Source organism: Photobacterium sp. GB-50, assembly GCF_003026755.1.
In the GTDB taxonomy this organism is placed as follows: Bacteria; Pseudomonadota; Gammaproteobacteria; order Enterobacterales; family Vibrionaceae; genus Photobacterium.
Genome location: NZ_PYNX01000001.1, coordinates 509,423 through 531,151, shown reverse-complemented (window position 1 = coordinate 531,151; position 21,729 = coordinate 509,423). Strand labels below are relative to the sequence as shown.

Genomic DNA, 21,729 nt, shown 5'->3' with positions numbered 1-21,729 from the left:
ATAGAGGTAATGATGGTTGATCGTTTAAGACGTTCATTATTCACACGCAAAACACCATCAAACATTCCACGCTTACCTTGGCTAAATCATGCAGATACTTTTACCGATCTTTGTTCGCGTTGTGAACGTTGTATCGAACATTGTGAGACAAACATCATAGTGAAAGGTGATGGCGGCTTTCCTCAAGTGGATTTCAGCCAAGGTGAAGGTGAATGCACTTTTTGTTATCAGTGCGCAGAGGCGTGTCCTGAACCGTTGTTCCTTCCGCAATTAGAATCGCCATGGGACATCATTGCAACGATTAATGAAAGTTGTATGGCATCTAAAAATATTGAATGCAGAAGCTGTGGTGATATGTGTGAACCTCAAGCGATCAAATTTCAATTACAGGTTGGAAAAGTCGCGATGCCAACGATTACAGAGAAAGACTGTACTGGATGTGGTGCCTGTTTATCTGGGTGTCCTGTATCAGCAATAACAATCGATTGTGTAGAGAACAACGCACAATAGTACATATCAAAGAGGGTCTGTATGTCTTTACAAGAAGTACATATATCAAGTCTCGTGGTTCATGTAAAACCTGAGCACTTGCAAGAAATAAAAGAGCAGATCTTAGCAATGCCAAATACCGAAATACCGGGCGACAGTGAAGAAGGGAAAATCATTGTAGTACTTGAGACAGAAAACCAAGGCTACGTGACCGATACCATAGATAAAATCAATAATTTAGAAAATGTGTTAATTACTTTTTTGGTGTATCACCAAATAGAGCACTTTGAGACGCAACCAGAGGGCAACTCATGAAAATGACAAGACGCGCATTTGTTAAAGCAAATGCTGCCGCTTCAGCTGCGGCTGTTGCAGGTATTACCTTACCCGCGTCAGCAACTAATTTAATTGTTAGTTCTGATGAAACAAAAATTAAATGGGATAAAGCGCCGTGTCGTTTTTGTGGTACAGGTTGTTCTGTTTTGGTGGGTACCCAAAATGGTCGAGTTGTTGCTACTCAAGGTGATCCTAAAGCACCAGTAAATAAAGGTCTTAACTGTATTAAAGGTTATTTCCTTTCAAAGATCATGTACGGAAAAGATCGTCTACAAACGCCAATGCTTCGTATGAAAGATGGAAAATATGATAAAGAAGGCGAATTCACTCCAATCTCTTGGGATCAAGCTTTCGATATCATGGCTGAAAAGTGGAAATTAGCCTTAAAGAAACATGGTCCATCAGGCATAGGTATGTTTGGTTCAGGTCAATGGACGGTGATGGAAGGTTATGCGGCATCAAAAATGATGAAAGCCGGTTTCCGTTCTAACAATATCGATCCGAATGCACGCCACTGTATGGCATCTGCTGTTGGTGCGTTTATGCGTACCTTTGGTATTGATGAGCCGATGGGTTGTTACGATGATTTTGAACATGCTGATGCATTTGTCCTTTGGGGCTCTAATATGGCAGAAATGCACCCTATTCTATGGACTCGCATTACTGATCGTCGTTTAAGTCACCCTCATGTTAAAGTCAATGTACTGTCTACATATTATCACCGTTCTTTTGAACTCGCTGATAACGGTATGATTTTTAAGCCTCAAACCGATTTAGCCATCGCCAACTTTATAGCTAATTACATCATTGAAAACGATGCGGTTAATTGGGACTTTGTTAACAAACATACCCACTTTAAACGTGCTGAAACAGATATTGGTTATGGTCTGCGTGACGATAACCCACTACAACAGCAAGCTGCTCACCCGAATTCAGGTGATATTTTCCCAATGAATTTTGAGGAATACAAAGCTTCTGTTGCTGAGTATACGCTTGAAAAAACATCAGAAATGTCAGGAGTTAAACCTGAAAAGTTAATAGAGCTTGCGAAGTTTTATGCTGATCCTAAAACCAAGGTGATGTCACTATGGACCATGGGAATGAACCAACATACCCGTGGTGTGTGGATGAACAGTTTGGTTTATAACCTGCACTTATTAACCGGTAAAATTTCAACCCCAGGAAACAGTCCATTTTCATTAACGGGTCAGCCATCAGCTTGTGGTACAGCACGTGAAGTGGGGACGTTCTCTCACCGTTTGCCTGCTGATATGGTGGTTGCGAATCCTAAACACCGAGCCATTGCTGAAAAAATCTGGAAGTTACCGGAAGGCACTATTCCACCTAAACCTGGTTATCATGCTGTTGTTCAAGATCGCATGTTAAAAGACGGTAAGTTAAATGCGTATTGGGTGATGTGTAATAACAACATGCAAGCTGGCCCTAATATTAATGAAGAGCGATTACCGGGTTACCGTAATCCAGAAAACTTCATTGTTTGCTCCGACCCATACCCAACCGTTACCGCACAAGCATCCGATCTTATTTTACCAACCGCAATGTGGGTAGAAAAAGAAGGGGCATATGGTAATGCAGAGCGCCGTACACAAGCTTGGTATCAACAAGTTGAAGCACCAGGTGAAGCTAAGTCTGACTTATGGCAGATCATGGAATTCTCGAAGCGCTTTACTATTGAAGAAGTGTGGGGAAATGAGTTGGTTAATAAAATGCCAGCGTACCGTGGTAAAACCATGTATGACATTTTATTCCGCAATGGACAGGTTGATAAATTCCCATTAACGGAAACCCAACCGTTAAATGATGATGCAAAAGCGCAAGGCTTCTATGTTCAAAAAGGCTTGTTTGAAGAATATGCGGCATTTGGTCGTGATCATGGTCATGATTTAGCACCGTATGATACTTACCACCAAGTGCGCGGTTTACGTTGGCCTGTTGTTGATGGCAAGGAAACGCAATGGCGCTTTAAAGAAGGCTCAGATCCTTATGCAAAAAAAGGTTCTGGTTGGGACTTTTATGGTAAGCCTGATGGTAAAGCATGGATTATTTCAGCGCCTTATGAAGCGCCACCTGAAGTACCTGATGCTGAATTTGATATGTGGCTTTGTACAGGTCGAGTATTAGAACATTGGCATACAGGTACCATGACTCGACGTGTTCCTGAATTATATAAAGCAGTGCCAGATGCGCTGTGTTATATCCACCCAGAAGATGCTAAAACACGTGGCTTACGTCGTGGTGATGAAGTTGAAATCTCTAATCGCCGAGGTGAAGTACGCTGTCGAGTAGAAACACGAGGCCGTAATCGCCCGCCACAAGGTTTGGTTTTTGTGCCATTTTTTGATGCTCGAATTTTGGTGAACAAGTTGCTCCTTGATGCTACCGATCCACTATCGAAGCAAACAGACTTCAAAAAATGTCCAGTTAAAATCAGCAAGGTATAAGCCTGCCTATGGCGAGTGAATCAATCACTCGCCTCATTTCAGAATTAGCCTGTTGGCGGAGAACATCATGAAAAGAATCTTATTGGTTGTATTAGCGGTGAGTGCATTAATGGCTGGGGTTGTGCAAAGCGAAGAATCAACACCAGCTAAACCGGTATCAGAAGCCGTAGCGAAAACAGAAATATTAAATCCGGGCGGTATTGGTGGCCTTGAATCATTACGTGGCTCTGCTGAATTAGAAGATACACGCCCTGCTGATCCAATGAAGCATTATCCGAAAGATCAAGGTGTAATTGATAACGATTATGTGTATCAGCCACCGTTGATCCCACACACGATCCGTCATTACGAAGTGTCGCTAAACGCAAACAAATGCCTTGCTTGTCATAGCTGGAAAAATGCCAAAGAGATGGGCGCAACCAAAATCAGTGTAACGCACTATGTGTCACCGCAAGAAGGACAGGTGCTATCTGATGTATCACCAAGTCGTTACTTCTGCCTGCAGTGTCACGTACCACAAGCGGATGCTAAGCCATTAGTAGAGAATGACTTCAAACGTGTTAGTGCATTGCAGTAACCAAAGTAAGGGATGATATATGAAGTTATTAAAAACGTTTTGGTTACGCTTAAAAACACCCAGCAAAGTAGCAGTAGGTCTCGTTCTCTTTATGGGGTTTATTGGCGGCTTATTATTCTGGGGGGCATTTAATACCGCGATGGAAAAGACTAACACTGAAGAGTTCTGTGCTGGTTGTCACGCACCAATCGTTGAAGAAATTCAAGAAACGATCCACTTTTCTAATCGTTCTGGTGTCCGTGCTATTTGTTCGGATTGTCACGTTCCTCACAATTGGACAGATAAGATCGTGCGTAAAGTACAGGCATCAAAAGAAATTGTGGCCCATTTAATGGGAACGATTGATACTCCTGAAAAATTTGCTGATCGCCGTGGGCATTTAGCAGAACGGGAATGGAAGCGAATGAAGGACAATAACTCACAAGAGTGCCGTAATTGTCATGAATTCAATTATATGGATTTCTCAGAGCAAGCGCCTCGTAGTGCAAAACTGCATTCGACGGCATTAGCATCAGGAGATAAAACGTGCGTTGATTGCCACAAGGGTATTGCACATAAACTGCCTGATATGAAAAACATTGAAGGTTGGCAATAAACCTAAGGAGATAAGATGAGCACATTAGAGTCAGTGATTTGGCATATACTCGGTTACGCAGCCATGCCGGTGATTGTTCTATCTGGGTTTGCTGTAGTCGCAGCTATTTGTATTTGGCTACTTTCGCTAGGTAAAGATAAAAAAATTAGCGAATAAGCCAATATTCGAGATAAAGAAGTAATAAGCCGTCCTTTTAATGCGCTAGTGCGTTATAGAAGGGCGGCTTTTGTTGTTTTTTCGCGGGGGGATTACGCTGCCACTGGCGATACCCAATCGTAAACAACATCCCCAAGCAAGGTAAAGTGGCAGCCATTCAAACATAAAATAAGCGATAGAGAATGACTGACTTTCGTTTGTACTGACTTCAATAAAATGTAAACCAAGAATAACGCTTAGTCCTAATAGCGTGAAGAGCTTAAACGTTGTCTTATCCATGATAATTAATCCTGTTTCGAATAATATTATAAATATACATGCAAATGAGAATTATTATCAAATTGTTTTTTATTGTTTAATCAGTTCGTGCTTTATTAATTGGCTACGGAATGTTTCAACTCGCTTCCTATTCACACCAAAATCAGAATAACCAACTCGTGATGCAGAGCGTACTTGTAACTGCTGTGCTTTTTTTTCGACTTCAAAGTCATCAATGAACCGAAAAATCTTGCTGGTGGCTTCAATATGAAGATAGTGATCTGATTGCTCTGCTATTTTTGCACCTGGTAACTGAAGCGCTACCCGTTTTATTTCTTCCCAGCTATGCTCACCTTTCGCCGTTAAAAGAAAAGGCTTAACGCTAAACTGTTCACGCTTTTCAATCGTTGAGACACAATTGGGCTTATTTTCACAAAGCTGATTTATTGAACGCGTCCATGAGGTTGTCTTTGTATCGCTACAGCCAGTGAGGAAGAGTAACAGCAATAGCGTAAAGCGAAGTAACACGATGTAAATCCTTTTTATAATCGCGGAAGAAGTAGGTAAGTGATAAACCCTAACCATGAGGCAATTAAAAGCCCCCAAGCGAGTTTACTCTGATGGTGGATAACAGTTGTATTAGTTATGACTTCTGAGGCGTTGTTAGCATCATTAGAGGCCTTATTACGTGAAACCTTTTTTTTCAGTTTGTCTTGCTCACGAGCTTTAGCTTTTTGCTGCTTTTTATATTGCTCTATACCTTTTTGAATGCCTTGTGCAATCAGTCGAGTTTGCTCTTTTGTTTGCCCTACCTTCTGTGTGGCCTTTGCTATACGTATAGCTTCAGCTTGTGTTTCTGGTGAAGAGGCCGGTTGTTTTCTACTCGCCATGGTATAGATCCCTGAAAATAACATTTAAGCGTTGATTATATCCCATAAATAACAGAGTTGATGTCATAGCAATAAAATAGACGGAAAAGGTAATGGACTATCTTACTGATTGTGTAGGAAATTTTCAGAAATGAGTAAAAGGTTTGTTAACGGTGTTTTTAATGTGTAACTTTATGTTTTTTAGGTATTTGTATATACCTTTTACTGTCTGTGATCTATGTTTAAAAAACAGTGTTTTTGTTTTTTTTAGATCAAAAAGTGTGACGATAACGGCAATATAAAAAATGGAAAAGTGCGGTTCAGCACAAAACTTTATCCTTGTTGTTCAAAATCTAAATGAATAGATTAGAGTCGTTTGTGAACCATAGAGAAGTTTATTAAGCTCTGATCTGAATTTCATTGGATACCTATTTGAGGGAAATGGCTTGTTATATCCGATAGATGCTTATGATCAGCATGGACAATTAAAAATTAATACCGTGTTGTGGTTCGTCTTGCTATTTAACGCCAAAGCTTGGGTAGTGTTTGTTATGGCGGGGGTTAGCCGTACTCAAGGCGGTGAATTACTTGAGCTTATTTATCCAATAAGAGATGTTTTATATATAGGTATGGCAATAGGTAGTCCCGCAATATTATTGATGTGGTTATCAGGTCAACGAAATAAAAATAATAAATTAATACATTTTCTGTGGCGGCAAGGGAAAAGAGTGTTACTTGCTGCATATAGTTTTGATTTTTTAATGCAAATATATCATTTGGTTATCAGTCATGGTGAGTTTAGCTGGATACGGGCAACCACATTACTGTTAACAGCATGGCTTGGGTTGTACCTTCTAAGAAGCTCTCGAGTTAAAGATATATTTGCAGACTAGCCTGTAAAGGGGAGCTGTAATGAATGATTTTAGTCGAGGACAACTGCTGTTAAGCACGTTACTGAGCCCGTTAGCGATGGCTGATTGGTTACTTGATGTTAGCTTTGAATTGAGCAGTTACTGTCATTCGAAGCATGCAGTGAATACCTCATTATCATTAGTGCCTGGTGAAGAAACGATATTTTTTAATGGCTTAAGTCAAAGTAAACATAACTTGTGTCGTGAAGTGATTGGTCGTGCTCAACTACTTGATGTTTCTCCAGATGAAGTGAAAATTGCTTTTCAGATCCAAGAGCGATTAGATGATGGTGGTTGGCGTACTATTTTAGCCAAAACTTTGTCTACTGGGCTTAATATGCCAGTATTATTTGAAAGTGAAAATACCGACTTAGAAGAGCGCGTTAAACTTCAAATTGAAATAATGACGGCATAATGTATTAACATCGATAGTTGATCTTTTTCTTCTTAATAACGCCTTCTTTTTAGAAGGCGTTTTAGTATTAAGTCGGTATCAAAATGTCCTATATCGTTGGGATAAGAGTAAAACTTTCTACTAATGTATTAAGATCAAGTGATTTACGTCTTTATATCGTTATAATTACTTTTCATTTTTGACTAAACATCCTGTTAGGAGAAGACACCTATGAGTATTGCCCAACCAGCAATCGTTCCAGATCGTGGCGCCTTTGCCCTTTATGTGGTGATGAATGTTGTAGGTAATAAGCAAAATGTTATTGCTCAATGCCAGTCAATTCATCAGTTACTTGCGGATCTCAATACTGAGCAGCAAGACGCAAAGTTACATGCAAGTGTTGCCTTCGGTAAGGCATTTTGGGAGTCTTTAGGTCAACAAAGCCCAGCTGAATTAACAGAGTTTCGTCAGTTAGGTGAAGGTGAGACTATTGCGCCAGCAACAGGGGGTGATGTCTTACTGCATATCCATTCTAATCGCCATGATCTTAACTTTTATGCGTTTCGCGTTTTCTTAGAAAAATTGTCTCAAGACGTAGAAGTGTTAGATGAAACCTATGGTTTCCAATACCTTGACCACCGTGACATGACAGATTTCATTGACGGCACAGAGAATCCACAAACAGCAGAAGATCGTGCTAATGTGGGTGTTATTGCTGAAGGTGAGTTTGCGGGTGGTAGCTATGTAATGGTACAGCGTTATGTTCATAACCTACCAGCATGGCATCGTCTAAACGTAAAAGCACAAGAAAAAGTGATTGGTAGAACGAAACCAGATTCTATTGAACTAGAAGATGTGCCAGCTGCGTCACACGTTGGCCGCGTTGATATTAAGGAAGATGGTAAAGGCTTAAAGATTCTGCGCCACAGCTTGCCATATGGCTCTGTAACATCAGATCATGGCTTACTATTCATTGCTTACTGTCAGCGTCAGCATCACTTTGATGCGCAGCTTGAAAGCATGTTTGGTGAAACGGATGGTAAAACAGACCAAATGTTACGTTTCTCAAAACCGGTAACTGGCGCATACTTCTTTGCACCATCGATGGCGATGCTAAAGAGCCTTTAATTACTATAAAATCGATAGATACAAGCATGCGATGAACTCTGTTTTAAGCATGCTTTTTTAAAGCTCAGATAAACAAAAAGCGCTACCGAAGTAGCGCTTTTTTATCAGTTATAGAACTTAACTTATTTCTTAACGCGTAGTACTGGTGTTTCACCAACGTTTACTGCGCCAGAAAGCTTAGTTAGCTCTTTGATCTCGTCCATGTTAGAGATAACAACTGGAGTCAGAGTTGACTTCGCTTTCTCTTCTAATAGTGCAAGATCGAATTCGATGATAGTGTCGCCAACTTTAACAGTTTGGCCTTCTTCAGCGATGCGAGTAAAACCTTCGCCTTTAAGTTCAACAGTATCAATACCGAAGTGAACGAAAAGTTCGATGCCATCGTCAGACTCAATAGAGAAAGCGTGGTTCGTTTCAAAGATCTTACCAATAGTACCGTTTACTGGTGCAACCATTTTGTTGCCAGCTGGTTTGATAGCGATACCATCACCAACAATTTTCTCAGCAAATACGACATCTGGCACATCTTCGATGTTAACGATTTCGCCAGAAAGTGGTGCGATGATTTCAATTGCACCAGCTTCACTGCTGTCGTCAGAAACCAGTTTCTTCAATTTGTCAAACAGACCCATATCGATGCTCCTAAGCGTTGTTATATTATCTGCAGCTATATTAGCAGATGGTCTTTTCTGCGATGAATTTTTCTACGTGCTCTTCGATTTCAGCAGCTGTTGGTAGAGTTAAAGCATACTCTGCCATTGCTTTTACATCAGCAAAGTTAGCGTTACGGATAACTTTCTTGATGCGAGGGATAGAAATCGCACTCATACTGAATTCGTCAAGACCCATACCTAAAAGAAGTAGGGTAGCACGTTCGTCGCCGGCAAGCTCACCACACATACCTGTCCACTTACCTTCAACGTGAGAAGCATCAATAACTTGCTTGATCACTGTAAGTACAGCAGGCGATAGTGGGTTGTAAAGGTGAGAGATTAGCTCATTACCACGGTCAACTGCTAGAGTATACTGGGTTAAGTCGTTGGTACCAATACTAAAGAAAGAAACTTCTTTCGCTAAATGGTGTGCAATTGCTGCAGCTGCTGGCGTTTCAACCATCACACCGATCTCGATGTCAGTATCAAAAGCTAAACCTTCAGCCGTTAATTCAACTTTAAACTCTTCAATTGCAGCTTTAAGTGTACGTACTTCTTCAACCGAAATAATCATCGGGAACATGATACGGATCTTACCGTGTGCAGATGCACGAAGAATAGCACGGAACTGATCACGTAAAATTTCACGACGGTCAAGGCTGATACGAATTGCACGCCAACCCAAGAATGGATTCATTTCTTTTGGTAGATCTAGGTATGGAAGATCTTTATCACCACCGATATCCATAGTACGGATAATCACTGGCTCACCGTGCATTGCTTCTGCAACTTCTTTGTACGCTTGGTATTGCTCTTCTTCTGTCGGTAGAGAATCGCGATCCATGAACAAGAATTCAGTACGGTATAGACCTACACCTTCACCACCATTACGGTTTACGCCGTCACAGTCTTTTACTGTACCAACGTTACCGCAAACTTCTACTTGCTTACCATCAAGCGTGATTGCTGGAAGATCTTTTAGCTTAGCTAGTTCTTCTTGCTCTGCTTTATGCGCGTCGCTGATAGCTTTAAATTTGTTTAATTCATCATCCGTTGGATTGATTACAACCTGATTATTGATTGCATCAAGTACTAGCATATCGCCAGATTTAACTTTTGATGTGATATCGTTTGTACCAACAATCGCTGGGATCTCAAGCGAGCGTGCCATGATTGAAGTGTGTGAGGTGCGACCACCGATATCAGTGATAAAACCACGAACATAATCAAGGTTAATCTGTGCTGTTTCAGACGGTGTAAGATCGTTAGCAACAAGGATAACTTCTTCGTTGATAGCACTTAGGTTGATTACGTTAATGCCTAATGCATTCTTAACAAAACGGCTACCGATATCGCGGATATCACTTGCACGTTCTTTTAAGTACTCATCATCTAAAGATTCAAGTGTTTGTGCTTGTTCTTCGATAACAGAGTAGATTGCAAAGTCAGCAGACATTTTATCTTTAATAAGGGCTATGATTTCTTCTTCAAGCTCCTCATCTTCAAGCAACATGATGTGACCTTCAAAGATCGCTTCTTTCTCTTCACCAAAGGTGACACGTGCTTTTTCTTTGATTACTTCTAGCTGCTCAGACGATTTCTTTCGTGCGTCGAAGAAACGTTGAATTTCGTTATCGATTTGGTCTGCAGAGATCGGTGTTTTATTTAGAACAACCTCTTCTTCTTGCAGCAGTAGTGCTTTAGCAAAAGCAATACCTGGAGATGCCAAGATACCTGAAATCATAGCCTTACCTTAAATTAACTAAAAACTGAAAACTCGTTTGTATATAAACGTAGCTTAGATTTCGCGGAACATTGCAACTGGAGAACCGTCGTGATCTTCTTTTAGCTGAATTAGAGCATCAACAGCTTCTTGAGCTTGAGCACCTTCACCAGAGATAGTGATTTGTGCGCCTTTAATTAGGCCAAGAGTTTGAAGCTTGAATAGGCTTTTCGCACTAGCGCTTTTGCCATTAGCAGTTACAGTCACATCTGCATCGAATGATTTAGCTTCTTTAACGAACTGAGCCGCTGGACGAGTGTGTAAACCATTTGGTGCTGTGATTTCAACTTGCTTCTGATACATAATTCACCCCGATAGATATAGTATTTTATTTAATAATTAAATTATTTATGACAAGCATAATACAGATAATTTGCTTGTGCTGCTGCAGTATAAACTACCTAATATCATATTGTCTTAGCTTTAATCCAAGTCAAAGTTTTATCAGAAACTTACTTGTTAGTAATTAAAGCGCATTTTCACCCCTTTATTTCGGAGCGAAAAATAAAACGTGCGAGTTTTATATTAAAGCTAAGTCCAAAATGCAACAAAAAAGCCCGCAGAGGGGCTTTTTTCATAGTGATATACCTATTAAAAATTATAAAGTGTGATCACTGTTGTGTTTCTTTTTCTGTGAAAATGCCTGCAAATAGTGCTGTTGATAGGTAACGCTCACCTGAACTAGGCAGTATTACAACAATATTTTTATCTGCAAATTCTGGGCGAGATGCAATGTTATTTGCAGCAACAACCGCTGCTCCTGATGAAATACCAGCAAGAATACCTTCTTCATCCATTAGGCGACGCGCCATTTCAATTGCGTCATCTGAGCTTACTTTTTGAACTTCATCAATTAATGATAAATCTAAGTTACCAGGAATAAAACCAGCACCAATACCTTGGATTTTGTGCGGCGCTGGTTGAACAGTGTCGCCATTTAATGTTTGGGTTATAACAGGTGACTCTAGTGGCTCAACTGCAATTGTAGTAATGGCTTTACCTTTTTGCTGTTTAATAAAACGGCTAACACCTGTAAGTGTACCGCCTGTACCCACACCTGAGACAAATACATCGATTTCACCATCTGTTGCATCCCAAATTTCAGGACCTGTGGTTTTTTCATGGATCTCTGGGTTTGCTGGGTTATTAAATTGCTGTAGCAGTAGGTATTTAGTTGGATCTGAATTTACAATTTCTTCAGCTTTATCAATCGCGCCCTTCATGCCTTTAGGCGCTTCAGTTAGTACAAGATTTGCACCTAACGCTTTTAATAGTTTACGACGCTCAAGACTCATGCTCTCAGGCATGGTTAATGTGAGTTTGTAACCACGTGCAGCAGCAACAAAAGCAAGTGCAACACCAGTATTACCACTAGTTGGCTCTACAAGTTCAACGCCTTCTTTTAAAAGACCTTTTTTCTCAGCATCCCAAATCATGTTAGCGCCAATACGGCATTTAACACTAAAGCTTGGGTTACGAGCTTCTACTTTAGCTAACACTTTACCGTTACTTACACGGTTAAGGCGCACTAGCGGAGTATTACCAATAGTTAGTGAGTTATCTTCATAAATCTTGCTCATGCTTCGTTCCTTCGTGACACGTTAAAAGTAATATAAATTAAGAATATACTGGATAAGTGATTTGAAAAGTAATTAATGGTTATATCTTATTGTTATCAATGTGTGAATTATATTGAACTAAAGATATATAGTGGGATGAAAAGCGTCAAGTGACTAATTTACAAATATGTTTTACTCAAATAACGATAAACAATGGTGTTTGCAGCAAGGGTAATAGAAAAGAAAAGAGCACTAGAATAAGTGCTCTTTGGTAGATATTTATCGTTGATCTTAATAGCGTTTAAATTGCTCGCGGTAATGATCAACCCACATTGCTGTCGCACCACAAACAGCCACAGGCATGACAAGTAAGTTAATAATTGGGGTCATAGTGAAAAACATTACGATGGCACCAAAACTTAACGCTTGGCCACGATGTTCTTTGAGGGCATCTCGCATATCAATAAATGGCACTTTGTGGTTATCAAACGGATAATCAACATATTGAATCGTCATCATCCAAGCGCTAAATAAAAACCATAAAATAGGACCAAGCGTTTGGCCGATGGCAGGGATCCACATTAGGATCAATAAGCCAATTGCTTTGGGTAAGTAATACTTTAATTTAGTCCACTCTCTGCCCATGGTTCGAGGTAGATCTTTTATTAACGCTTTAAAACTATCATCAGGTGGATTATTACCTGTGAGTTTAGCTTCTATATATTCAGCTAATAGCCCATTAAATGGTGCAGCAATCCAGTTGGCAATGGTACTGAAGAAATAAGAAAACGTCACTAATGCAGCAATAGCAAGTAACGGCCATAACACATAAGATAGCCACTCAAGCCAGCTAGGCAGGTAACTTAACCAACCATCAATCCAGCCATTCAACTGAGTAAGTAAGGTGGCAAATGCGCCACCTAATAAAAGAATATTGATGAGCAATGGGATGATTACAAAACGACGCGTTCCTGGTTGGGTAACCAGTTGTAACCCTGTAAAAAAGTATCCAGCACCGCTGGTTGTTGATTTTATGGCATGCTGTTGCGACATTCGATTTCCTTAATCGGATCTCTCACATTTATTTTGATGAGGGATGATAGAGAGATTATATAGAGTATGTTAACGGGCTATGTAGGATGGAATCAAATGAAAATATGGTTGTCACAGTTTTGACAAACCATTAAATCTCATCATTCATAATGAAAAATGGTGTATAAAGTGTACAAAACTCACGTTGTAAAGACTATCTTGCCTGAATAGCGATATTCAACTTCTCATTATCATTTGAGTTTTGGTACAGTAAGTCATCGGCAAGAAATTCTAGCTAGAGATTTTGTCTGCCTAGTTGATTTTTTACTATTATTAACCCCGTCTAGGGATAACGAGTTAATTTCAGAGTATTCGTATGCAGGAATTGCGTCTAGTTCTTATTATTGTTGGTGCGCTTGCGATTACAGCGCTTCTTTTTCATGGTCTATGGACAAGTCGAAAAGAAAAACCGGCCAAGTTTGGTGAAAAGCCAGTAGGTAAAATCGATGAAACGGCATTTGATCTTCAAGGTGACGTTGAAGAGAGTGTCAGTGAAGCACGTGTTGTAAGTAAGCCACAGGAAGTGGTTGAAAAGACAAAGCCAACAAAACGCAAAGAGCCTGGTTTTAGTTTTGGTGAGCGTCCACAGCAAGATCCATTATTAGGCAATGTTACGGTTGATGACGGTGATGATGATCTCCCTAGAATGTCAGCAACAGATAATGACGATGTACCTACAAAAGTGACAACCGTTCAACCACAAGCTACGACAGTTGAGCAACCTCAGCAAGTATCACCACAAACATCTGTGCAATCTGTACAACCTGTAAATGTTCAACAATCGGCTGCTCAACCGAATAGCGCTCCTGTTGAACCTGTTATACAGCCTCAGGTTGCGGCAACTATTAACTCAGCGACTACAGCTCCTGTTGTAGAAACGCAAGCGCCAGTACAGCCTGAAATCATTCAGCAACCACAGCAGCCTACGTATACTCCAGTGCAAGAAACTGTTCAGCAACCTGTAGCGGCCGAGCCAGTGTTTCAGCAAGCACAACAGGTGGTCGTCGACATTCCTGTGGTTGAGCCTGAAATTATTGAACAACCGATTGAAAAATCTGCTGTTGAGCCTCAAGCACAATTTGTTCCTGCTGAAGAGCCTGCACAAGTTGAAGTAGCAACGCCAGTCGTTGAAGAAAACGTTGTGCAAGTTGCCGAGCCTTCGATTCAAGCCAAGCAAGAGCCAAGTGTATCTTTCATGCCAGAGCCAGAGCCAGAGCCAGAGCCAGAGCCAGAGCCAGAGCCAGAGCCAGAGCCATTACCACCAACTTATATATCGCTATGTGTTCATGCGCGCAATGGTAAGATTTTACGTGGGCCGTCACTGTTCGCATGTTTAGAGCGTCATGGTTTAATTTTTGGTGAGAATTCAGTGTTCCATCGTCATGCTGATTTAGCTGGCACGGAACCTGTTATTTTCTCAGTAACTAACTTGCTAAATCCAGGCTCTTTCCCTGAAACTAACTACCAACATTTTGAAACACCAGGTATCGGCTTTTTCTTAATGTTGCCTTGTTACGGTAAGGCAGCCAGTAACTTTAACTTAATGCTACAAACAGCACAGCAAATTGCTGATGAGTTAAATGCAGATGTTCTCGATCAAGATCGTGTAATGATCACGCCAAATCGTATTACGCAATATCGAGAAAAATCAGTGAAATATAATGATGCTTAATCTTTAAAAAGATGAAGTCATTAATGAGCAGGCTCCTTTAAGGGGCCTGTTTTTTTATTTAAATTTAGGCAATAGTCTTAATCGTTTTATTATCGATAGGGCGTTGTTTTGGCAGAAACTATCAAGATTTGTCAGGTAGAAAAAATGAGTATTGACCTTCAGCAACAATTATTAACGCTACGACAGCAACTCGATTACCACGGTCATCGTTATTACGTTGAAGATAACCCAGAAATTCCTGATGCTGAATATGACCGGATGATGCAGCAATTACTAAAGATCGAAGCTGAGCATCCAGAATGGATAACGGTTGATTCGCCAAGCCAACGTGTTGGTGGTGCTGCGTTAGAGGGGTTTACTCAAGTTAAACATGAGATCGCGATGCTTTCGTTAGACAATGCGTTTAATGATGATGATTTACGTGCATTTCAAAAACGTTTACAAGATCGTTTGCGTTCAGGAGCAACACTTAGTTACTGCTGTGAGCCTAAATTAGATGGTCTTGCTGTGAGCCTAATGTATGAAAAGGGGGGGTTAGTACAAGCAGCAACCCGAGGTGATGGCGCAACAGGTGAAAATATCACTCATAATGTGCGTACTATTCGCGCTATTCCCTTAAAGCTTCAAGGCGACGACTGGCCTGAGCGATTAGAAGTTCGCGGCGAAGTCTTTATGCCTAAAAAAGGCTTTGAAGCGTTAAATATCAAAGCGCTTAAAAAAGGTGATAAGGCATTTGCAAACCCTCGAAATGCAGCAGCTGGTAGCTTACGTCAGCTAGATCCTAAAATTACCGCGACGCGGCCGTTAAGTTTTTATGCCTATGCTGTCGGTGTTGTCGATGGACGTGAACTTGCCAATACGCAATATGAACGCCTGTGCCAGTTAAAAGCATGGGGACTTCCAATGTGCCCAGAAATTCGCAAAGTTGACAGTATTGAAGAAGTTATTGCTTATCATCAGAGTATTGGTGAAAAGCGCCAATCACTAGGCTATGAAATTGATGGTGTGGTGATTAAAGTTGATGATGTTGATACACAACAACAGCTTGGCTTTGTTGCTCGAGCACCTCGTTGGGCAATTGCTTATAAATTCCCAGCCCAAGAAGAGATGACAACTCTAAACAATGTCGAGTTTCAGGTTGGGCGTACAGGTGCAATTACACCCGTTGCTAAGCTTGAACCTGTGTTTGTGGGCGGTGTAACAGTCAGTAATGCAACACTGCATAATGCTGATGAAGTGGCGCGTTTAGGCGTGATGATTGGCGATACCGTTATTATTCGTCGTGCTGGTGATGTCATTCCACAAATCGCTTCAGTGGTTGAGTCTCGTCGCCCAGAAAATGCGCAAGCGATTGTATTTCCAACAGAGTGCCCTGTTTGTCAGTCAAAGGTTGAACGTATTGAGGGCGAAGCCGTCGCACGTTGTACCGGTGGCCTCTTCTGTCAAGCCCAGAGAAAAGAAGCGTTAAAACACTTCGTATCACGTAAAGCATTAGACGTTGATGGTTGTGGCGAAAAAGTGATAGAGCAACTGGTTGATCGTGAAATGGTAACCACACCTGCTGATTTGTTTAAATTCAGTGCAGGAGAAGTGACGGTACTTGAGCGTATGGGACCTAAATCAGCTCAAAAACTGGTTGATGCGCTGAATGCTTCAAAACTGACAACATTACCTCGTTTTATTTATTCTCTAGGTATTCGTGAGGTAGGTGAAGCAACGGCTGCAAACCTAGCGAATTACTTTGAGACATTAGAAGCAATTAGCCAAGCAACGAAAGAGCAGTTAATTGAAGTGCCTGATGTGGGTGGTATTGTTGCTGCGCATATCTTTAATTTCTTTCGTGAAGAGCACAATATGGTCGTTGTGAACGAGTTAAAAGAAGTTGGGATACATTGGCCTGAAATTGAAAAAATTGATGAGGATGTCGAATTACCGCTTGATGGAAAAGTGGTTGTACTAACAGGATCTCTATCTCAATTAACTCGCTCTGATGCGAAAGCTGCATTACAAAAATTAGGTGCAAAAGTCACAGGCAGTGTTTCGAAGAAAACTGATTTATTAGTGGCAGGTGAAGCGGCTGGCTCTAAATTAACGAAAGCACAAGAGCTAGGTATTGAGATCTGGGACGAACAAAAACTCGTTGATCTGATGGCTTAATACCTTTTTATAAGGTTGATAAATTTTGTTACAAAAAAAGTCGCTCCATTTTGGGCGGCTTTTTTTTATGAATTAAATGAAACAGTGTATATAACTGTGTGATCAATACGTGTAATAGATGTTTCATTATCAACAACAAATCATTGTGTTAATAATTTGTTTTTTAAAAAAATCAGGTATGTCAATAAAAAGAAAAATACGATCAGGGTCACACATATATGCTGGTTGGTTTATAGGTTATTGTTTTAATTGTGATTTTACTTTTTGGTGAAAACATTTGAACTGGATCACTATAGGCTGGAAACTTTGCACTGAATCAAATTTTTAACACAAGAAAGTAAGTTCTTATTGATGTTTTGCGCTGCGAAAGTAGTCTTAATAGCGAAGTTACACAAAGTTCAATTTTGAACGAAAAAAATATGAATTGGTCGAAATGATTCGGCTAACATATGGGAAATTTACTTGTAGCCTTCGGCGGCCAACCTTTCAGGTTACAGGTAAACAGCTTATATCTTTTAGGAGTTATTCCATGGAAAACATGTTTAAACGTACACTACTTGGTGCTGCAATCGCAGCTGCTGCAATGACCTCAATTTCAGCTAGTGCTGAAGGTGCAGATGCAGTTGCTATTCAAAAGCTTAAAGAGTCATTTTCATATGAAGTTTACGGTGTTATTGCTATGCAAGCACTGACTCGTGATTATAACGAAGCAGGTAAAGCTCTTTGGGCAGAAGATAGTAATTGGAAATTAAATAATGAATCACGTATTGGTTTCCGTGGCAGCAAAGATTTTGCTAACGGCCCAAAATTCATTTGGCAGATTGAGTCTGGCTATGTTGGCGGTAGCGGTAACGCTGCTGGTGACAGTGGTAAATTAGGTGTACGTGATACATTTGTAGGCTTTGAAGGTGATAGCTGGGGTAAAATCCGTATTGGTCGTGTTCTTACTCCTATTTATGAAATCATCGACTGGCCAGGATCTAACCCAGGTCTAGGTGATGTTTATGACTGGGGTTATGGTATTGCAGGTGCTCCTTATCAAGACCGTCAATCTGACACTGTGCGTTGGGACTCGCCAACATGGGGTGGCTTTAGCGTTGATGTAGCATTTGGTCGTGGTGATGCTGTTGCTCAAGCTGATAGCAACTGGGGTGGTGCTGCTGCGCATTACGCAATTGGCCCTGTAACACTACAGGCTGCATATGAGCGTAATAACTCTTCAGAGTGGATTAATGATACTTACCTAGTTGGTGTACAAGGTAACTTTGAGAACGGTTTAGGCTTCTTTGCTCAGTACAAGATGATGGAAGCTAATTCACAAGTTGCTGGTACTGCGGATGAGAGTCAAAATGCTTACACTGCTGGTGTAATGTATAACATCGCTGATTACCAGTTTAAGGTAGGTTATGCGGCGAACGAAGATTTAGAGCGTGATGGTAAGAAAGTTGGTTACACTGACGACTCTGTAATTTCTGGTCAGGTAATGTACTTTATTGACCCATCAGCTGTTGTTTATACACGTGTTCGTCATGTAGAGCGTGCTGATGAAGCAGCTAAACGTGTTGATAATCAAAACCCAGAGTTCATGGAATACTCTGTAGGTGTAGAATACTACTTTTAATTAATACTTTATTAATTAAAACTTTAAAGAACGAGCGTAATGCTCGTTCTTTTCTTAAGCGTAAACAGGATACTTGTATGAAAAAAATAATTTGTAGTGTGTTGCCATTGGTATCGCTGTTCTCTAGTAACATTTATGCTGATGTGAAATTTGAATCATCAAAAGAAACAAATATTCTTGTTGTAAATGGAAAAGAGGAGGGATGGTCTTTTATAAAAGCTACAAATGAAGTGGTTTTACCTAATGGTGAAAATCAAATTTTATTTAACATCGGTACAGTTGTATTAGATGATGCTGCAAAAAAGAAATTTAATTCAACGCCATTATTAATTAAGTTTGATGCAAAAGATACTAAATTAGTTCTAGGGTATCCAAAAATTCGAACATTAGATCAAGCTGAAGCTTTTAATAAGTCGCCTGAAATAACACTAAAAAATAGTCTGGGTGATGAGGTTAAATTCGAATATATTCAATTAAATAGCTCAGGATTACAGAATTTTAGAGACTACGAAAGAGAAGTTGCTGATTATAACAAGTCTGGCGGTATTGCATCAATTGGGTATGTTGAAACAACGTTTAGTACTCCAACCATTCCAGCTTCTACTCCATCACCTGAAGCAAAAATGAAGTTTTTGAAAAATGCATTCATTGGCCTATCTGAAGAAGAAAAACAAGAATTTATGTCTTGGGGACTAAAAAATTTATAGTTTCGATTAAAAACGTAAACAATATATTTTATAAATTACTTCTATTGATAATAATTGATAGAGGTAATTTGTTTTTCAAAGTCTTATTAAAATAATCTCTGTATTGATAGTTTTATTAGAGTAATCTTTCTCAACACCTCTCCAAACTTCGAATTTCTCATTGTAGACAAAGCATTGTAGATTTACTCCACGGTGCTAAAATACTCGTTATTAGATAAGACACAGTAGCCCTTACTGTGTAGTCCTTCATTCATAAGGTAATTCCAATGACGGTTAAAACTCGTTTTGCACCAAGTCCAACTGGCTTTTTGCACGTAGGTGGTGCTCGTACTGCACTTTACTCATGGTTATACGCTAAACATATGGGCGGCGAGTTTGTACTTCGTATTGAAGATACGGATCTAGAGCGTTCAACTCAAGAAGCTATCGACGCGATTATGGAAGGGATGGAGTGGTTAGAGCTTAACTGGGATGAAGGCCCTTACTACCAAACTAAGCGTTTTGATCGTTATAACGAAGTGGTTGATCAACTTCTAGCAGAAGACAAAGCGTACAAGTGTTACTGTCCGAAAGAGCTTCTTGACGAAATCCGTGAAGAGCAAATGGCAGCTGGTATTAAACCTCGCTACGATGCAAACCACCCTAAAATTATTGCAGCTAATGCCGCAGCAACAGAAGATTCACCATTCTGTATTCGCTTCCGTAACCCTAAAGAAGGGACGGTCATTTTTGATGATAAAATCCGTGGTCACATCGAAATTGCGAACAGTGAGCTTGATGATCTTATCATTCGTCGTACAGATGGTAGCCCAACGTACAATTTCTGTGTGGTTATCGATGACTGGGATATGGGTATTACTCAAGTTGTTCGCGGTGAAGACCACATCAACAATACGCCTCGTCAAATTAATATCTATAAAGCGCTAGGTGCACCAGTACCTGAGTTTGCACACTGCGCAATGATTCTAGGTGATGATGGCGCAAAATTATCTAAGCGTCATGGCGCTGTAGGTGTAATGCAATACCGTGATGATGGTTACCTGCCACAATCATTACTGAATTACTTAGTACGCCTAGGTTGGTCTCATGGTGATCAAGAGATTTTCTCACGACAAGAGATGATTGATCTATTTAGCCTAGAATCAGTAAGTAAATCAGCATCTGCATTTAATACTGATAAGCTATTATGGCTAAATAACCATTACATCAAAACAGCTGAACCTGAGTATGTTGCGAAATACCTACAATGGCACTTAGATAAGAAAGAAATTTCTATTGAAAATGGCCCTGCTATTACAGATGTGATCACGCTAGTGGGTGAGCGTTGTAATACATTGATCGAACTTGCTGAACAATCTCGTTACTTCTACCAAGACTTTAACGAATTTGAAGCTGGCGCGGCGAAAAAGCATTTACGTCCTGTTGCAAAAGAAGCGTTAGCGCTTGCACTGGCTAAAGTTGAAGCACTTGAAGAGTGGACAACAGAAAATCTTCATGCCGTTATTGCACAAGTGTGTGAAGAACTTGAGCTAGGTATGGGTAAAGTGGGTATGCCTTTACGTGTAGCTGTTACAGGTCAAGGTCAGTCGCCTTCTGTTGATGCTGTGATGCAGCTTATTGGTAAAGAGCGTGTTGTCGCTCGTATCAAAATGGCGTTAGCATTTATTGCAGAGCGTGAAGCTAACGCATAAGCTTGTTAAATATAAAATAAAAAAACGGAGCATTAATGCTCCGTTTTTTATATTTGCTAATTAGAATCTTGCGTTCACAAGAGGGAAAACAGGAAGATCTTTGCTAACGAAAGTACCCGAACGGTCGAAGTTGATTAAACCTATTTGAATACCTTTATTAATATGATTTGTTGCGTTCATAAAGCCAAATTGGAGTCCATTTAAACTACCTGCATAATTAAAGAGTCCCAATTGCGCACCTGTGAAATTACTTGCTGTGTAGTTTACTAGGCCGACATCAGCCCCTTTTGCTGTTCCGCCATTAAAGTTTGCTAAACCTAATTCAAACCCTTTCATACTTGTACGGGTACGGTTTGCACCATAGAACAAACCAAGGTTAATTCCTGTAAAGTTATCAATATCAGAAAGACCAAGAACGGAAAAATTTAACCCTTTCACATTGTGGCTTCGACCATAAAGTGCACTTACTCGAACACCTGATACATCACCTGCAGGCAAGTTAATCGTTGGAACAGAAAGTTGTACTGGAGAATCAGCGTAAACGGATGGAGCACAAATTGCCGTTGCGAGTAAAAGAGAGGTCAGTTGAAGCTTCATGAAAATAATCCTTAAGGTTAGT

23 protein-coding genes are annotated in these 21,729 nt (G+C 40.2%); 14 read left to right on the top strand and 9 right to left on the bottom strand.

Annotation, left to right across the window (positions count from 1 at the left end; genetic code table 11):
* Window positions 1-12 precede the first annotated feature (12 nt).
* The 6 genes from napF (at window position 13) to C9J41_RS02360 (ending at window position 4,615) form a co-directional block, all read left to right on the top strand.
* Window positions 13-510: a ferredoxin-type protein NapF gene (gene napF, locus C9J41_RS02385; RefSeq protein ID WP_199187032.1), complete on the top strand. Its 498-nt coding sequence runs from the start codon at window positions 13-15 to the stop codon at window positions 508-510.
* Between the two features lie 21 nt (window positions 511-531).
* A complete protein-coding gene (locus C9J41_RS02380; protein WP_005370174.1) occupies window positions 532-804 on the top strand; it encodes a chaperone NapD in 273 nt (90 codons plus the stop codon).
* Window positions 801-3,287: a periplasmic nitrate reductase subunit alpha gene (napA, locus tag C9J41_RS02375; RefSeq protein ID WP_107294162.1), complete on the top strand. Its 2,487-nt coding sequence runs from the start codon at window positions 801-803 to the stop codon at window positions 3,285-3,287. Before C9J41_RS02380 ends, napA begins: the two co-directional genes overlap by 4 nt.
* 67 nt (window positions 3,288-3,354) lie before the next feature.
* Window positions 3,355-3,864 (top strand): nitrate reductase cytochrome c-type subunit, encoded by a 510-nt coding sequence (locus C9J41_RS02370; RefSeq protein WP_107294161.1) that lies wholly within the window; start codon window positions 3,355-3,357, stop codon window positions 3,862-3,864.
* Between the two features lie 19 nt (window positions 3,865-3,883).
* Complete coding sequence (locus C9J41_RS02365; RefSeq protein WP_107205455.1) at window positions 3,884-4,459, top strand: NapC/NirT family cytochrome c; 576 nt, start codon at window positions 3,884-3,886, stop codon at window positions 4,457-4,459.
* Between the two features lie 15 nt (window positions 4,460-4,474).
* Window positions 4,475-4,615 carry a TIGR02808 family protein gene (locus tag C9J41_RS02360; RefSeq protein WP_107205456.1) on the top strand — a complete coding sequence of 47 codons (141 nt, stop codon included), beginning with the start codon at window positions 4,475-4,477 and terminating at the stop codon, window positions 4,613-4,615.
* Window positions 4,616-4,660: 45 nt separating this feature from the next.
* On the opposite strand, the gene C9J41_RS02355 is transcribed toward C9J41_RS02360, so the two are convergent.
* The 3 genes from C9J41_RS02355 to C9J41_RS02345 all read right to left on the bottom strand — a co-directional run bounded on the left by C9J41_RS02355 (window position 4,661) and on the right by C9J41_RS02345 (window position 5,763).
* Window positions 4,661-4,894, bottom strand: coding sequence for a hypothetical protein (locus C9J41_RS02355; protein WP_107205457.1), 234 nt, complete (start codon window positions 4,892-4,894; stop codon window positions 4,661-4,663).
* 69 nt (window positions 4,895-4,963) lie between these two features.
* Entirely contained in the window at window positions 4,964-5,401 is a 438-nt protein-coding gene (locus C9J41_RS02350) for a DUF1499 domain-containing protein (RefSeq protein ID WP_107205458.1), read from the bottom strand.
* A gap of 14 nt (window positions 5,402-5,415) precedes the next feature.
* Window positions 5,416-5,763 carry a DUF2956 domain-containing protein gene (locus C9J41_RS02345; RefSeq protein WP_107205459.1) on the bottom strand — a complete coding sequence of 116 codons (348 nt, stop codon included), beginning with the start codon at window positions 5,761-5,763 and terminating at the stop codon, window positions 5,416-5,418.
* A 425-nt stretch (window positions 5,764-6,188) separates the two neighbouring features.
* Between C9J41_RS02345 and C9J41_RS02340 the strand changes: the two genes are divergently transcribed.
* The 3 genes from C9J41_RS02340 to C9J41_RS02330 all read left to right on the top strand — a co-directional run bounded on the left by C9J41_RS02340 (window position 6,189) and on the right by C9J41_RS02330 (window position 8,175).
* Window positions 6,189-6,635 carry a DUF2919 domain-containing protein gene (locus tag C9J41_RS02340; protein ID WP_107294160.1) on the top strand — a complete coding sequence of 149 codons (447 nt, stop codon included), beginning with the start codon at window positions 6,189-6,191 and terminating at the stop codon, window positions 6,633-6,635.
* A gap of 19 nt (window positions 6,636-6,654) precedes the next feature.
* Window positions 6,655-7,068, top strand: a complete 414-nt coding sequence (locus C9J41_RS02335; RefSeq protein ID WP_107294159.1) for a hypothetical protein — start codon at window positions 6,655-6,657, stop codon at window positions 7,066-7,068.
* Between the two features lie 210 nt (window positions 7,069-7,278).
* Window positions 7,279-8,175 carry a Dyp-type peroxidase gene (locus tag C9J41_RS02330; protein WP_107205462.1) on the top strand — a complete coding sequence of 299 codons (897 nt, stop codon included), beginning with the start codon at window positions 7,279-7,281 and terminating at the stop codon, window positions 8,173-8,175.
* A gap of 122 nt (window positions 8,176-8,297) precedes the next feature.
* On the opposite strand, the gene crr is transcribed toward C9J41_RS02330, so the two are convergent.
* From crr to cysZ, 5 genes are all read right to left on the bottom strand, one after another.
* Complete coding sequence (gene crr, locus C9J41_RS02325; RefSeq protein WP_005370195.1) at window positions 8,298-8,807, bottom strand: PTS glucose transporter subunit IIA; 510 nt, start codon at window positions 8,805-8,807, stop codon at window positions 8,298-8,300.
* A gap of 40 nt (window positions 8,808-8,847) precedes the next feature.
* Window positions 8,848-10,572, bottom strand: coding sequence for a phosphoenolpyruvate-protein phosphotransferase PtsI (ptsI, locus tag C9J41_RS02320; protein ID WP_107205463.1), 1,725 nt, complete (start codon window positions 10,570-10,572; stop codon window positions 8,848-8,850).
* A gap of 54 nt (window positions 10,573-10,626) precedes the next feature.
* Window positions 10,627-10,914, bottom strand: coding sequence for an HPr family phosphocarrier protein (locus tag C9J41_RS02315; RefSeq protein WP_008986407.1), 288 nt, complete (start codon window positions 10,912-10,914; stop codon window positions 10,627-10,629).
* Between the two features lie 308 nt (window positions 10,915-11,222).
* Window positions 11,223-12,191: a cysteine synthase A gene (gene cysK, locus C9J41_RS02310; RefSeq protein WP_107294158.1), complete on the bottom strand. Its 969-nt coding sequence runs from the start codon at window positions 12,189-12,191 to the stop codon at window positions 11,223-11,225.
* Window positions 12,192-12,461: 270 nt separating this feature from the next.
* Complete coding sequence (gene cysZ, locus C9J41_RS02305; RefSeq protein WP_107205465.1) at window positions 12,462-13,223, bottom strand: sulfate transporter CysZ; 762 nt, start codon at window positions 13,221-13,223, stop codon at window positions 12,462-12,464.
* A gap of 355 nt (window positions 13,224-13,578) precedes the next feature.
* Between cysZ and zipA the strand changes: the two genes are divergently transcribed.
* The 5 genes from zipA to gltX all read left to right on the top strand — a co-directional run bounded on the left by zipA (window position 13,579) and on the right by gltX (window position 21,110).
* Complete coding sequence (zipA, locus tag C9J41_RS02300) at window positions 13,579-14,934, top strand: cell division protein ZipA (RefSeq protein WP_107259312.1); 1,356 nt, start codon at window positions 13,579-13,581, stop codon at window positions 14,932-14,934.
* A 144-nt stretch (window positions 14,935-15,078) separates the two neighbouring features.
* A complete protein-coding gene (ligA, locus tag C9J41_RS02295; protein WP_107294157.1) occupies window positions 15,079-17,091 on the top strand; it encodes an NAD-dependent DNA ligase LigA in 2,013 nt (670 codons plus the stop codon).
* Between the two features lie 529 nt (window positions 17,092-17,620).
* A complete protein-coding gene (locus C9J41_RS02290) occupies window positions 17,621-18,712 on the top strand; it encodes a porin (protein WP_107245644.1) in 1,092 nt (363 codons plus the stop codon).
* A 77-nt stretch (window positions 18,713-18,789) separates the two neighbouring features.
* Complete coding sequence (locus tag C9J41_RS02285) at window positions 18,790-19,419, top strand: DUF2057 domain-containing protein (protein ID WP_107245642.1); 630 nt, start codon at window positions 18,790-18,792, stop codon at window positions 19,417-19,419.
* 266 nt (window positions 19,420-19,685) lie between these two features.
* Window positions 19,686-21,110, top strand: coding sequence for a glutamate--tRNA ligase (gltX, locus tag C9J41_RS02280; protein ID WP_107259314.1), 1,425 nt, complete (start codon window positions 19,686-19,688; stop codon window positions 21,108-21,110).
* A 60-nt stretch (window positions 21,111-21,170) separates the two neighbouring features.
* Here gltX and C9J41_RS02275 read toward each other — a convergent pair whose 3' ends face one another.
* Window positions 21,171-21,707 carry an LA_2272 family surface repeat-containing protein gene (locus C9J41_RS02275; RefSeq protein ID WP_107205470.1) on the bottom strand — a complete coding sequence of 179 codons (537 nt, stop codon included), beginning with the start codon at window positions 21,705-21,707 and terminating at the stop codon, window positions 21,171-21,173.
* Window positions 21,708-21,729: the final 22 nt, after the last annotated feature.